The 14,025-nt window shown below is 46.5% G+C and carries 11 protein-coding genes and 1 CRISPR repeat array; of the genes, 9 read left to right on the top strand and 2 right to left on the bottom strand.

Annotated features, from left to right (window positions below):
- Positions 1 to 118 precede the first annotated feature (118 nt).
- From ACX9GV_RS10445 to ACX9GV_RS10430, 4 genes are all read left to right on the top strand, one after another.
- On the top strand, positions 119 to 1,726 hold the full coding sequence (locus ACX9GV_RS10445) for an ABC-F family ATP-binding cassette domain-containing protein (RefSeq protein WP_473195469.1): 1,608 nt from the start codon (positions 119 to 121) through the stop codon (positions 1,724 to 1,726).
- 154 nt (positions 1,727 to 1,880) lie between these two features.
- On the top strand, positions 1,881 to 2,195 hold the full coding sequence (locus ACX9GV_RS10440) for an ArsR/SmtB family transcription factor (protein WP_023491716.1): 315 nt from the start codon (positions 1,881 to 1,883) through the stop codon (positions 2,193 to 2,195).
- A gap of 63 nt (positions 2,196 to 2,258) precedes the next feature.
- Complete coding sequence (locus ACX9GV_RS10435; RefSeq protein ID WP_473195468.1) at positions 2,259 to 2,681, top strand: SRPBCC family protein; 423 nt, start codon at positions 2,259 to 2,261, stop codon at positions 2,679 to 2,681.
- Complete coding sequence (locus ACX9GV_RS10430) at positions 2,678 to 3,094, top strand: GFA family protein (protein ID WP_473195467.1); 417 nt, start codon at positions 2,678 to 2,680, stop codon at positions 3,092 to 3,094. Before ACX9GV_RS10435 ends, ACX9GV_RS10430 begins: the two co-directional genes overlap by 4 nt.
- A 285-nt stretch (positions 3,095 to 3,379) precedes the next feature.
- On the opposite strand, the gene ACX9GV_RS10425 is transcribed toward ACX9GV_RS10430, so the two are convergent.
- Positions 3,380 to 4,348 (bottom strand): NmrA/HSCARG family protein, encoded by a 969-nt coding sequence (locus ACX9GV_RS10425; protein WP_473195466.1) that lies wholly within the window; start codon positions 4,346 to 4,348, stop codon positions 3,380 to 3,382.
- Positions 4,349 to 4,440: 92 nt separating this feature from the next.
- Here ACX9GV_RS10425 and ACX9GV_RS10420 point away from each other — a divergent pair, with 92 nt between their 5' ends.
- The gene (locus ACX9GV_RS10420) at positions 4,441 to 5,340 is read left to right on the top strand and encodes a LysR family transcriptional regulator (RefSeq protein ID WP_473195465.1); all 900 of its coding nucleotides are present in this window, start codon (positions 4,441 to 4,443) and stop codon (positions 5,338 to 5,340) included.
- Positions 5,341 to 5,583: 243 nt separating this feature from the next.
- Here the strand turns inward: ACX9GV_RS10420 and ACX9GV_RS10415 are convergent, their stop codons facing one another.
- On the bottom strand, positions 5,584 to 6,897 hold the full coding sequence (locus ACX9GV_RS10415; protein WP_473195464.1) for an SGNH/GDSL hydrolase family protein: 1,314 nt from the start codon (positions 6,895 to 6,897) through the stop codon (positions 5,584 to 5,586).
- Positions 6,898 to 7,008: 111 nt separating this feature from the next.
- Between ACX9GV_RS10415 and ACX9GV_RS10410 the strand changes: the two genes are divergently transcribed.
- From ACX9GV_RS10410 to ACX9GV_RS10395, 4 genes are all read left to right on the top strand, one after another.
- Positions 7,009 to 7,950, top strand: coding sequence for a LysR family transcriptional regulator (locus ACX9GV_RS10410; RefSeq protein ID WP_473195463.1), 942 nt, complete (start codon positions 7,009 to 7,011; stop codon positions 7,948 to 7,950).
- Between the two features lie 478 nt (positions 7,951 to 8,428).
- Entirely contained in the window at positions 8,429 to 9,019 is a 591-nt protein-coding gene (locus ACX9GV_RS10405) for a YcxB family protein (protein ID WP_473195462.1), read from the top strand.
- A 140-nt stretch (positions 9,020 to 9,159) separates the two neighbouring features.
- A complete protein-coding gene (locus ACX9GV_RS10400; RefSeq protein WP_473195461.1) occupies positions 9,160 to 10,443 on the top strand; it encodes an IS4 family transposase in 1,284 nt (427 codons plus the stop codon).
- A gap of 610 nt (positions 10,444 to 11,053) precedes the next feature.
- Positions 11,054 to 11,995: direct repeats of the CRISPR family, unit length 36 nt; unit sequence GTCTTAATCCCTTTAAAAGCAGGGCACCATTATTAC.
- An 856-nt stretch (positions 11,996 to 12,851) separates the two neighbouring features.
- Positions 12,852 to 14,009, top strand: a complete 1,158-nt coding sequence (locus ACX9GV_RS10395; protein ID WP_473195460.1) for a Card1-like endonuclease domain-containing protein — start codon at positions 12,852 to 12,854, stop codon at positions 14,007 to 14,009.
- The last annotated feature ends 16 nt before the right edge of the window (positions 14,010 to 14,025 follow it).

Raw genomic sequence — 14,025 nt, 5'->3', positions numbered from 1 at the left:
GACCACCACCTTCTGGAGCCATTAGCGAAAAATGAATATTCACACCTGTTGATATCTTGCCCCATATCCTGCACACCAGTGCGGTAGGGGATATTTTTGATTTCACTCAGGAGTGCTTATGGCTCATTTTGCGCAATCCCCTTATTTTGTTTTACACCAGTTAACCTGCCAGTTTGCCAACGGTGAAACGCTGTTTGGTCCTTTTAATCTTGCTTTTGAACAACAGCATTATGGGTTGGTAGGGCGTAATGGTGTTGGGAAAACACGTCTATTACGTATGATCGCTGGGTTAGATCTACCTGCTGATGGGCATATTGAAGCTAAAGCTTCCTTTACTTATGTCGCACAACAATCGTCTATCATTGAGCAGACCTCACTGTCGCAATTACTTGGCTATGAACAGATTTTTGCTGCACAGGTTCGTCTTGAGCAGGGGTGCCCGCAATTGGACGATTTCGAACATCTTGACGGGCAGTGGGATCTGGCTGAACGCCTTAAAGTGGCGTTTACCGATGCAGGATTACCTGCTTTTGAACCACAGCGGCCAGCCAGTGATTTGAGCGGTGGCGAACGTATGCGAGCCATACTGTGCGGCGCGTTTTTGACCAAAGTTGATTTCATATTGTTGGATGAACCGACCAACCATCTTGACGCTGCTGGCCGTGAATGGCTGTATCAGCAGATTGCAGACTGGCGAGGGGGTTTATTGATCGCCAGTCATGATCGGCAGTTACTGACTCGAATGCAGCGAATTGTGGAACTGACTCCTGACGCCTTGCGCAACTACGGGGGTAATTACCATGATTACTATCGACAACGAGAACAGGAGCAGCAAGCGGCACAAGCTCAGTTGGAACATGCGGTGTTGGAAAGGCGGCGTACTCGGGTTCGGTTACAGAAAAAACATGATGAATACCAACGCCATGCCGCCCATAAGCTGAAAAAGGTAGGCACACTCAACCTATCCTCTCCTGAAAAATCAGCAAGTAAAGCGGCAGCCCGTGATGTTATGGGCTCACTGCGCAAGCAACATCAGGGGCAAAAAAATACGCTGGATCAGGCCGTACAAGCCGCTCGTGCAAGGGTTGAAGAGGATAATCCGGTGATGCTGACCTTACCGGGTAGTGCGGTGGCTACGCACAAGCAGGTATTGGTACTTGAACAACTGCAATTACCTTTTACTACGATGCCTCCACTCAATTGGCGAATGAATGGCCCGATGCGCGTGGCACTTACCGGACCAAACGGCTGTGGCAAGTCCACACTGCTGAAAGTAATTCTGGGTCAACTCTCCCCGAGTGCTGGTAATTGCTGTTGTTCGGTGACGGTGGCCTATCTCGATCAAGACTTGTCTCAACTGGATCTGACGCGCTCGGTGCTTGATCACCTTGGTTTGCAAAATACGCCGTTGGCAGAAGGGGCGTTACGTAGCCAATTGGCCCAATTGCAGTTGAATGCAGAACAAGTCATGCTGCCGTTAGCGTCATTGAGTGGTGGAGAAAGGTTGAAAGCGGCGCTGGCCTGCATGCTGTGGTGCCGTGAGCCAGCCCAACTGTTATTGCTGGATGAGCCAACCAACCACTTGGATTTGGTATCGACCCAGGCGGTGGAAGCGGCATTAGTGAATTTTCCTGGTGCCATGCTGGTGGTATCGCACGATGACGATTTCCTGAAGGCGCTAAAATTGACCCATCGCCTGTCTTGGCACAGAGGCAGTTGGGCCTAAGAAGACCATGACGATCTTGCTGTGGCACATGGCGATAGCACCGTATAGCTTCAGGTGAGCCATTTTGCCGAATATAAGCTGATGCATAATTTGACATGCAGGTAATTACCTGCATATAATTTCTCACGTTTCACACCTCACACATAGACAACTAATGGACACTGACAAAGTTTTCAAAGCGCTGGGCGACCCGACACGCAGAAAGTTGCTCGACCTGTTGTGCGAGAACAATGGGCAGACGCTGGGCCAGCTCTGCGAGCAGTTGGACATGAGGCGGCAGTCGGTCACCCAGCACATCGGGATTCTGGAGGAGGCCAATCTGGTGAACACGGTTTGGCGGGGAAGGGAGAAGCTGCATTTCATCAATCCGGTACCGCTGCATGAAGTCTATGAGCGGTGGGTGCGTAAATTCGAACGTCAGCGGCTCAGCCTGCTGTACGACCTGAAGAAAGAACTTGAAGGGGAATAACGATGAGCAAAGAACAGACGAGTTTCGTTTATGTGACCTACATCCGTTCGACGCCGGAAAAAGGTGTTTGAGGCCATCACCAAGCCGGAGGTTGCGCAGCGCTACTGGGGGCATGAGAACCTTTCCGACTGGAAGCCCGGGTCGGACTGGGAACATGTACGTGCCGACGAACAGCGCGACGTCAATATTGTCGGCAAGGTGGTTGAGGTGGTGCCGCCAGTTCGCTTGGTCATCACTTGGGCGAGCCCCTCGCAGGCCAGTGATCCGGCCAACATCAGCCGCGTGAGTTTCGACATTGAGGATTACGACGACATGGTGCGCTTGACCGTCACCCACGATGAACTCGAGGCCGGCAGCAGTATGGCTATGGGCATTCAGAAGGGCTGGCCAATCGTGCTTTCCAGCTTGAAATCGCTGCTGGAAACCGGGCAGGGCATTGACGTCTTCGCTAAACCGAAGGCGACCTCAAACGGGAGTCACTCATGAACCAACCTTATACCGGCGGATGCGCGTGCGGTGCGATTCGCTACACCACCAAGCAAGCACCCATCTTCCAGAATCATTGCCAGTGTCGCGACTGCCAGCGGCGAAGTGGCACCGGGCATGGCTCCTGGCTGACCTTTCCCGCGCAGGGCGACATGATGATCACCGGCGAGGCGACGCACTGGGAAGTGGCGGGCGATAACGGCAACGTGAAGAGCCATGCTTTTTGCCCGGTCTGTGGAACGCCTGTCTACTTGCGCTTTGCCGCCATGCCAGAGTTGATCGCCGTCCCGGCCGGTAGCCTGGATGAGCCCGGCCGCTTTGCACCACAGGCGCTTACCTACCACGTCCGTGGGTTGGAGTGGGACACCATCGATCCCTCATTGCAGGCATTCGAGCGGATGCCGCACGGCTAGGGTGCGTTATCAATTGACCAAACGGCGGCGGCCTTTTGTTTCAGAGCAAAGGGCCATTTTTTCCGAGGGTCCTTATTACGATGCGTATAGCCATCCTTCACCACGGAATGAATAACAAAAATTGGCAGTGATGCGGTTTATAAACACTGGGAGCATCAGCAGCACAATAGCCCGAAAGTTCAATACCATGCAGCAAACCATTTTCATGATCAAAGCGGTTAACTATTAAAGTAAACCTCTACCTGCAGAATATATCTGTAGGTGCGATTTCATTTTTCAGCTTAATTAAGCCGAAAAAGAGAGTGCATCTCCTTGCCAACCTGAATTTATCAGAAAGTCTTCCCACGTCAGGGTGGCTGGGTTGATTTCCCTGCTCCACTGCAAGTCGCGGTTTTTAGCAAAGTAGCCATATTTGACCGCATATTCTGCCATCCCGGTCATCTCATCAACCAACGCATTATTCTCGGCAAAGGCAGGAAAATGCTGCAGCAATTCATCTCGGCTAAAGGCTGAACTGTAAACGGCTTTCTTTCCAGTAACCCGACTGAATGTTTCAACCAGTTCCCGAGGGGAAAGAAATTCTCCGATAACCGGGAGTGTGCACCCAGAATATTTTTCTGAATGATCAAACATCTCTAGCACTGCCGGTCCGGTGGCAGTGAGTGGGTCGACAAAAGGTGCGCGAAAATCCTCTGGAAGATAGATGGGAAAAACCAGATGGTCACCTTCTTTACGTGGTTGATAATATTCGAGCAGGTTGGTATAGAAAAAGGCCATCTGAATAAACGAGGAGATCACAGGCAAGGTGCGGATGTAATCCTCAATTTTGGCTTTATCAGTGAAGTGAGGGACCCATAACGTACCACCTGATATCTGCTCAACATTTTCCAGACTGCTGAAAATAATATGTTCCACCCCGGCCTCAACAGCAGCATCAGCAAGTTGTCGTCCCAACGCTGTTTCGTTTGTATCCGTATGGCGGGATTCAGGAATGAAGCCTGGAGTCATTAAAAACACGCCGAATGAATCCTTAAATGCTTCAACCAGATTATGTTGCATGTTGGGCTCAATGGAGACTTCTTTGAGTTCGGCACCAAGGAGCGCCAGTTCTAAAGCTATTGATGAACCGCTATTTCTGGTTAATGCTCGCACACGATAGCGCCCACATTGCAGTAACGTGCGCGTAACGCTGCGCCCTTGTTTACTCATTGCGCCAAAAACGGTTATACGTGGTCTATTGTCAGATAACATCATTTCACCTTATTTCTCAGATATGCCGTGATTGCATTATCAGAACGAATGAGGGATAAGTGAAATCGATTTATTTATGTCAAGGAATCCATCATATGGATACCAGAAAATTGGATTTAAATCTGTTGCTGACTCTGGAGACTTTACTGGCTGAACAGAATGTGACCAAGGCAGCGATGCGGCTCCATCTCAGCCAACCTGCGGTGAGCGCCCAACTCAATCGACTCAGGCAAATCTTTAAAGATCCGCTGCTTATTCCAGGACGACGGGGAATGACGCCGACAGCTAAAGCCCTTGAGCTTATAGCTCCACTGAGGGAGGCACTGGAAAAGATACGTTATACCATGCAATCGCTGGAAGATTTTAATCCTGACAGTGCCTCACTGACTGCAACACTGGCTTGTACCGATTACGTACAGGCAGCGGTAGTAATGCCACTGGTCCTGACCCTGCAAAACATGGCTCCAGGGGTACGGATTGCTGTTCGAAACTATGACCCGAATCAGTTAGAACAGCAATTAATGGAGGGAACAGTCGATGCAGTCATTGCCACGCCTGACAAGGTGCAAACAAATCTCAGAGTTCATCATTTATTTTATGAAACCTATGTCCTGATTGGGCGTTTAGGCCATCCTGATCTCAATGACACAATGACAATGAATGATTTTGCTAAACAACAGCATATTATCGTGTCAACTTCCGGTGGGGGATTTACCACACCTGTTGATGCTGTTCTGGCAGCATCAGGTTTCCAGCGTAAAGTGGTGATGTCTGCTGCGTCATTCCTGACCATCCCTGGGATAGTTTCAAGGAGTGATTTGGTTGCGCTAGTCCCGCGACGATTAATTCAGGAATCCTTTACCCCACTGAGGGTTGTGGAACTCCCCTGGCTCAAGGAAGATTTTGAAGTCAGCCTTATCTGGCATGAACGTAGCCACGGACATATAGGCTATCGCTGGCTCAGAGATTTGATTATTAGATTGAACGCGGCTTGATAACATTATTTGCGCCAGCCAGCCAGCTGTTCCGGGTTGTGAATAACCGGTACCCAGACCTTGCTCTGACTGGCTGATCTTTATGCCCTTCGGTAATGATAAGTCTGGCCGAGGTGCGTTGTGCATAACCCTCGGCCATTAGTGCGGTAGGGATGTTATCGGCATCCGTATAGGTTATGGGCGGCTGACGAAACGCTCCAGATTGCCCAGTCAATAACGGGAAAGCCTGGTTTAGTGCTCCTGTCAGTGAGCTGCCTTTAATAAGACCTTGTTGCCAGGAAATAACATTTTAAGATCAACGGCCTCTGCCATCGCTCGGTTACCTTCATCGCCAGGATGGAGCCGGTCACCAGAGTCAAAACGCGGCAGCAGGCGGGTAGGATGCACAGGGTCACGTAACACCGCATCAAAATCAATAACGGCATCAAAGGTGCCACTCCGGCGTATCCAGGCATTCACTTGTTGGCGTAAGGCCTCTTTATCCGGCTGGTAGTAATTGTCCATCGGCGTACCGGGCAATGCCCCTTCGAATGGTGTCAATGTAGCGCCGATCACCCGCAGGCCGCGAGCATGAACCTGCTCAGCCAGTTGGCGATAACCCGCTGTTAATGCCTCAAATGTAGGTTTTGGACTTTGCGGGGCGAAAATGGTACCCGGCCAGGCAATATCGTTAATCCCTATCATGACAATAACGCTTTGCACGCCTGGTTGCGCCAGCACATCACGTTCTAACCGTGCCAATGCATTGACCCCCATACCGTCAGACAGAAGACGAGCACCGGAGATGCCAGCATTGATAACACTGACACCCTGCGGGGCAAGGCGCTTAGCCAGGAAGTCAGGCCAGCGGCTGTCTTTATCCAGACTGGCAGTATTACCATCAGTAATGGAATCGCCGAGCACCACAACGGCCTGTGCCGTTTGTTCAGTTTTGACCTGAACCCCCACCAACAGCGGGCGTGCCGTGGTGCTCTGGGCGGAAGCCTCTGTCACCTTAAGTTCCAGCGCCGAGGTTTGATCGCCTGCAACAATCCAGCTAGTCTGGCGGCCATCCCAATGGAAGGTACTCATAGGGGTAGCTTTCGGTAGATAAACGCTTACTGCCACCTGATTCAGGGCGGGGATGGGTGATGCCACAGGATCGCTGATCAACAAAGCACCAGGGAGGATCGTCGCTGTTTCTTGGCCACCAAATGTCACCGTGCGTAAGCTATCGGCAGCAATGCTGTGGTTGTTATGCGCCTGTGCGAAGGTGACTTTGCCGACGGTGAGCGGTTGGCTGCCATGGGTATTGGACAGCACGAGACGAAAACGCTCGCCACCCAGGCTGATGCGCGCCACCTGGCGCACGGTTTGATCATGCAGCTCAGTGGGAATATTGGTAGGAAGCGGAAAATCTGACCCCCATACTGGCTGTGGACTGGCACCCCAAGTTGCCACCCAGGAAGGCGAGGCCGCTACCGCAGTGGTGGTTACTGTGACAGCACTTATTACCAGAGCCCAAGTAAGTACTACCTGGGATGAAGTGGTAAAAAATGATTTAAAGTGGTTTTTCATACTAATGAACTCAAAATTAAATTGTGCATTAATTGTGAATTAAAAGACATTATGGCGATAGACGGCTTATTGGAATAACATTTGTGAATTAACTTCATCAAGGAGGCAGCCATGGCCCGCCAAGAAGTCAACCGTTCCGGCGAATTGGAAGTATTTGTGCGTGTGATTGAGCTAGGTGGTTTTTCTGCCGCCGCCCGTGCCTGTGGCATAACCCCCTCAGCAGTCAGCAAGCTGGTGGCACGACTGGAGCAACGGCTAGGTACGCGGCTAGTGAATCGCTCCACACGACAACTGCAACTGACACCAGAAGGCTGTGCCTACTACGAACGCGTAGTGCGCATCCTGGCTGATTTGGACGAGGCAGATCGCTGCGCCAGTGAAAACACCACGCCACGTGGCCGGTTAAGGGTCAATGCCAATGTGCCCTTTGGGCATCACTTCCTGCTGCCGTTGATACCTGAATTTATGGCGCGCTATCCTGAGGTTATGCTGGATATTATGCTGACCGATGAGGTCATCGATCTTCTGGAGGAGCGTACCGATGTGGCCGTGCGTGCGGGGCCGCTCAAAAGCTCTAACCTGATGGCGCGCAAATTGGGGCAGACAAGCAAGATAATTGTTGCGTCACCTGACTATTTGGCTCGCCATGGTACCCCAGTGACGCCAGAAGATTTATACCAGCACAATCGTCTCGGGCCGAATTACGTGCGTGCCCAACCTGGCTGGTTATTGCGTCAGGGTGACAAGGATACGGTGATACCTATTAGTGGTAATGCTCAAGTCAGTGATGGTGAGGCGATGCGTCGCCTCGCTTTGGCTGGGTTAGGGTTGGCGCGTCTTGCCGCCTTTCAGGTGTGTGAGGATATCGCTGCTGGTCGGCTGATACCGGTACTCGAAGATTGCAATCCTGGCTATATCGAAGAAATCCATGCCGTGTATGTCGGGCAGGGTGGTCATCTGCCGTTGCGTGTGCGCGCTTTTCTGGATTTTCTGGCTGAACGAGTGGATATCAGTAGCCGATCAATCAATTCAAAACCGCCTGGTAACCAGTGAAAATAGGGTATTTCCGCTATTATTTATTGTCAGAAATAAATAACAGCTTATAGGTTTAGAGGAGTAACTTCAGGTGGAAAAGTGGGTGTATTTCGGTTCAACAGGCGGTAAGCCAAGTCATCGGTTTGAGATAAATTATGCCGCTTAATTTTGAACCACTCTATTGCTCTGAGTCATGTGCAAACACTGTACTTTACCGATCTTTCGGAACCTGCTCGGAATGTCATGAAATCTGGGATGGTGTAAATCGCGGCAATGGCGCACATTATCGGAATAATGCGTGGAAGATGTGTGTCGCCTGTTCTCGAACTCAGTGCCGTTGTGTAGTGTGTGGCGCGAGAATAGCAGTCGCTGACGGCGAGTTGCCATAATGGTTGGCTTTGGTCAAACTAAAGTCGTATGCTCGATGATATACTCCTTAAAAAACAGCCTGATCAGAGCAAAGTGCTGTGCTAGTTAAAAATCTATGGGGTTATGTATGATATCAAAAAGCAGGTTCATATTTGATTTTTCTTTATCAGTTCTTGAGAGAACGGAAGCGAGCAAATTCATTAAAGAACATGAAAAGAAAGAGATGATAAAGCCGTATGATTTAATTTTATACGTAAAAAAGGCTGCTTTTATTGTACTGGCATTCAGTGGCCTAATTATCTTTATGATACTGATGTCATTAATCTTTAAAAAAAACCAGGATGCTGCATTCTTGGACAAACAAAGAGTTTTTTCTATTATTGCAATTTCTCTTTTTGGTTTTTTTATTTTGCTGAATGAAATTCATGATTACATTTTTAAAATAATGATAAAAAACAATGATGAAAAGGAAAAAGAGGATGAAGAGATTTCATTGAGAATAAAAATAAATAGATTTTATATAGAAACAATACAACACAATGGGAGCGGGAAAGTATACTGGGATTATATTAAGCGAACATACAGAAAAGAAGGGTTTATTTTTATTCAAATGAAAGATAATCGGTGTATTGTGATACCGGAAAGAGTATTTGCATCTGAAAATGATATCCTGCAGCTATATGAATATATAAAAAATAAAATATCACTTTATCAATAAATATGTGAGGGCATAGTAAGTGCTCATAGGTAGGATCTTAGCGTAATACATTGATAAAAATCAGAAAAAACTTGAAGTTGCGCCGTGACTATGATCAGATATTTTCACCACAAAAAGGTCCACTCAAGGCCACGACACCTATGAAGATTACCACGCTGAGCGATACGCTAAAAGCCCTGTTTAACCCTTTTTATCTACTTGAATTAGCTCGTAGTTTTAAATTTATTCAACGATTACGTAATGTACAACCTGTCCATATGGTTTTTGCCATTGTCCGAACACTCAGCGATCAGCGTCATGCCAATTTGGCTGACATCCATAGGACATTGGGAAGTATCTCTAACTCACTGATTTATTATAAACCTTTTCACAATCAATTAAAAAAACCGCAGTTGACAAGGCTCATGCAAAAACTGGTTGAAGAGGCGATGACACAATGGCTAATCCAACCGTTTCAACAGGACCTACCAAAAAAATTTCCATTTAAATATATACATATACATGACGGCAGTTCGCTCACTCTACATCCTGACCTTCGGGATGTATTCCCGGGGCGATTTCCAACCGCACCTGCCGCCATTGAGCTTCATATGACTCTTGATCTGATGAGTGGCACCGCAAACTACCTGGGGATTGATGCCGATAAAGAGAGTGAGCGGTTATACCAACCCTATGCCCATGAATTGAAAGAAACCTTGGTGATGATGGACGCAGGCTACTTTAGCCTCAACTATTGCTATAACATTAACCAATCAGGGGGTTACTACATTTTCCGAGCGAAAAAAAATCTCAAACCAGATTCCTGTATTGTTCGGGATTGTTTTGGTAAACCCGTGATGGAGCTGAAAAAGGGTGAGTTCAATCAGTTAACCGTAGAGCCGGGTGAATATCGAGATTTAAGCCTCGAGTGGAGTAATCGTCCTGGAAGCTATCGGCTGATCGCCTTTTGGGATAGACGGAACCAACGTACCGGTTACCTGATCACCAATTTATCTCGGGGTGACTTTTCTGCATGGGACATTTGTCATCTTTACTCAATGAGATGGCAGATAGAATTATTTTTCAAAGAGTTAAAATCATTTTGTGGTCTGAAAACGTTCATTACACGAGATAAAAACATTGTGCAAACCCTGGTCTGGGGCAGTATGTTGGCCGTTCTACTAAAGAGGAGTGTGGCTTTCACTACTGGACTGATTGCAGGTGTCTGTATTTCAACTCAAAAGGTGGCCCGATGCAGCTTACTCTGGATGCAGAACCTTCTTGAAGCCTTACTCAACCCAGTGGTTCTAGAGGATTTTCTGTGTACTACAGTGGCATTTTTGGCAGAACATGCGCGACGAGCAAATCTCAAACGGGATAAAGAAACATCATTATTTTCAATGGGCTTAGATATTTACTCGGGTGCTGTAGTGGGTGATTTATGACCTTAAGTACCTACGTATGAGTAAGTGCTTGTGAGGTGTTTTTGACTGATTCGGATAACTGAATTATTAGAGTTCGTCACTGTTTGGAGCCCTGTTTACCATTGAATAGGTGGAGTAATAATAATTCTTAAAGTCACACTAAGAATTTAATGGCAGGATATTATCCTGCGAGATGAGCTTCTGCTGAAATAAACAGAGGCTAAAACTTTTCAGTTGGAAAATAAAGTTAATTACCTATAAGGCTGCTTTAAATTCGATACGAGTGTTCATGATAATGCCTTTACCCTTGTTCCCCCTTCTGTTCCCTTTTGGTCATTATGCCGAAGGTAATGACGAGTTCAGCCCGATTATTCGGTGCTCACGATGTTGCATTTCGTCTCAATTCTGATTCAACAGTAATTTTTGCTGGTTGGTGTTTGTGACGGAAGGAAGGGATTGAAGACTGTCATTCCATTTAAATTGAATAAAAATGAGAGTTGAGATCAGTGGTTAATGTTCAATCCGACATTACATAATATGAACTACTACGCAAGTTCTAACAGTTTCAATCCCTTTAAAGGCAGGTGCCGTTATTACACTATTTCTGCATTATATGCAGCTGCGGGGTCAAGTCTTAATCCCTTTAAAAGCAGGGCACCATTATTACTTGGATACTGCTGATATCAACGACGAATTCACGGAGTCTTAATCCCTTTAAAAGCAGGGCACCATTATTACTCTTTCAGTTGAGTTGACACCACTTGTTAAGCCAGTCTTAATCCCTTTAAAAGCAGGGCACCATTATTACTTAATAACAAATCATTTCTGCGTATCAAATTCAGTCTTAATCCCTTTAAAAGCAGGGCACCATTATTACTTAATAACAAATCATTTCTGCGTATCAAATTCAGTCTTAATCCCTTTAAAAGCAGGGCACCATTATTACCTCACATGACAGAAGATAAGGCTATGCATCATGTCTTAATCCCTTTAAAAGCAGGGCACCATTATTACGTGAAGACCTGTGTGTGGTGTTTCGTGGAGAGGTGTCTTAATCCCTTTAAAAGCAGGGCACCATTATTACACCAGCAGGGGGTGATTGATGTTTTTACCGCTATGTCTTAATCCCTTTAAAAGCAGGGCACCATTATTACTATCTGGAGAGTACAAAATGGCTATTCAAGACTTGTCTTAATCCCTTTAAAAGCAGGGCACCATTATTACACGAGGCGCTTGAGAAGTACGGGTTTGATACAGCGTCTTAATCCCTTTAAAAGCAGGGCACCATTATTACTTTACGCAGAAGAGAATGGCTACGATCCTGATGTGTCTTAATCCCTTTAAAAGAAGGGCACCATTATTACATGATTTCGCAATCATAACGGCGGTGTAAAATGGGTCTTAATCCCTTTAAAAGCAGGGCACCATTATTACATGTTCAGCGGGATGAAGACGCAAAGTTTCAATAGTCTTAATCCCTTTAAAAGCAGGGCACCATTATTACAACAATGGCTGTTTGAAGACAGCATTTTCACTGGTCTTAATCCCTTTAAAAGCAGGGCACCATTATTACCTTCGCGAACTGCCCTTAACCGCCGTGGATCACGAATATCATAACAAGCCAGATAATGACGCATTGTCTACCTTTAAGTTGCCTGCTTGGGGTGGTTAAAGTGTAGTCAATAAATGGCTATTTTCTAGGCTAGACGTCCAAGGTTGGTATGATACTAATGACCTAGGGCCTGTGGCACTCGGATTATTAACCCAATTGTTAAAGAGCGCAATCAGCGTCTGACAATGTTCATTGCCAATAGTTGCGAGTAAAACCGTTACCATCCTATACCGAGTCCAGCGAAACAAGGGTACATAGCACTGACTATTGCTGTTAGCCTTGCTGCCTGTGGCAACACCTACAAAAACCTCGGCTCTGCCATTGGCAAAATAAGGGTGAAAAAGCTGACTCTGTAAGTTTTTGCTGCATAAGCAAAAGTTCAATTGACCATTCAGTTAAAAAATACTAATAATTCTTCTACTGATCCAGCATATAATTTGCTGCGGATATGACTTTGAGGCCACTGGTAGTGTGTTGACCTTGACGATGGCCATACCTGAGTAAGCCAGCATAACAAGGAGGTGAATCTGTGATCCACAAACTGGAAGCGGCCTTTGTGCTCTCTTCACCTTTATTCATATCTGGGCATCTGGAGGCAGGTGTTAGAGCTGAAGAAGGGGTTGATTCGCTATCCTTACCCGCTGTTCCCTTGCAAGGCTTGTCCGCGTTACTTCTTGTTGATTGTTTAGCTTGTTCCAGACATCTGGCTAGGGGCTTTCAATGAAGTAACACAACATAACGTCGCCATAATCCCCCTGTATGCCAGGGCGGGTGCTGCAACTTTATCAAGTTGTGATTATCAAATAGGGATAAAGTGATGAATTGTATTCAGCTGTGTATTGTATCTGAAAAGTTACTGGCTAACTTATTACCGATCCTGGCGTTAAAACCGCAGAAAGTGATGTTGCTGGTTTCTGCAGAGATGGCTGAGAAAGCAAAAGTATTGGAACAACTAATTAAAGAAAAGATGCCGCATATTTCGATAGAAAGCGATAAACGCATGCCAAGTGGTGATAGTCGCCTGCTTGATAGCTTTTTTAACACCTTGGTAGAAGAGATAAAGCAGAAATACCCTGGGGTGACAGTAGATTATAATGCGACAGGTGGCACTAAACAGATGGCATTGCTGTTAGCCAGTAAATTATCATCATTAACTAATCATCGTATTATCTATACCGATAGCGAAAATCAACAGTTTGACTTTCTCCATCCGATCGATACTCAGCCTATCCCATTTTCTGATTTGCTCGATTTGGAAACCAGTGTAAAGGCTCATGGCTTTACTCCCAGGGGTGGTAAACATTTACCGGATTCTGATAAACCCGCTTGGGTACAGACTGCACTGGCGAGAGAGCAATTAACGCTGTGGCTGGCTGAAAATGTCGAAGAGTTGGAAAACCTTTTTAGTTGTATTAATAGAAATAAAAATAATAAAAATAAATTTCACATAGAAATGTCGGATGCGTCTTTACCTGATTTAATCAAGCTGGCGTTAGAGAAATTGAATCAGGCGGAGTTGATTTACTGGCCTAAAAATGAATCTAGCCCAAATATTTTCTATTCGAGTAATGCTGAAGGCTATTGCACCGGAAAGTGGCTAGAGGAGTTCATTTGGTTAATGCTACGTAAACAACCTAGTGATGATTTTAAAGTGGGGATGAAAGTCTACACATCGACATCTAGTGAAGTGAAAAACGAACTGGATGGCGTATTGTATAAAAATAATCGTCTCTTAGTGATTGAGTGCAAATCGGGTAAGACAGACAAGAATGACGTGCAGAAATTAGATGCTGTGGGTGGCCGCGTGGCAGGATTATTTGGAAAGACGTTACTGTTAAGCGCGATTAAGTTAGCCGATGAGGCTGAAACAAAAGCTCGAGCTAATGCATTGAAAATAGATGTGCTGGAAGGGAGCAACATCAACCAGCTCGGGGAATATATACAAAACTGGATACAGTCCTCAGTCCATCGATAACTAAAAGGAGCTTCAC

This window comes from Serratia sp. 25CWL12, from assembly GCF_055790885.1.
This window is presented reverse-complemented; position numbering and strand designations above follow the sequence as displayed.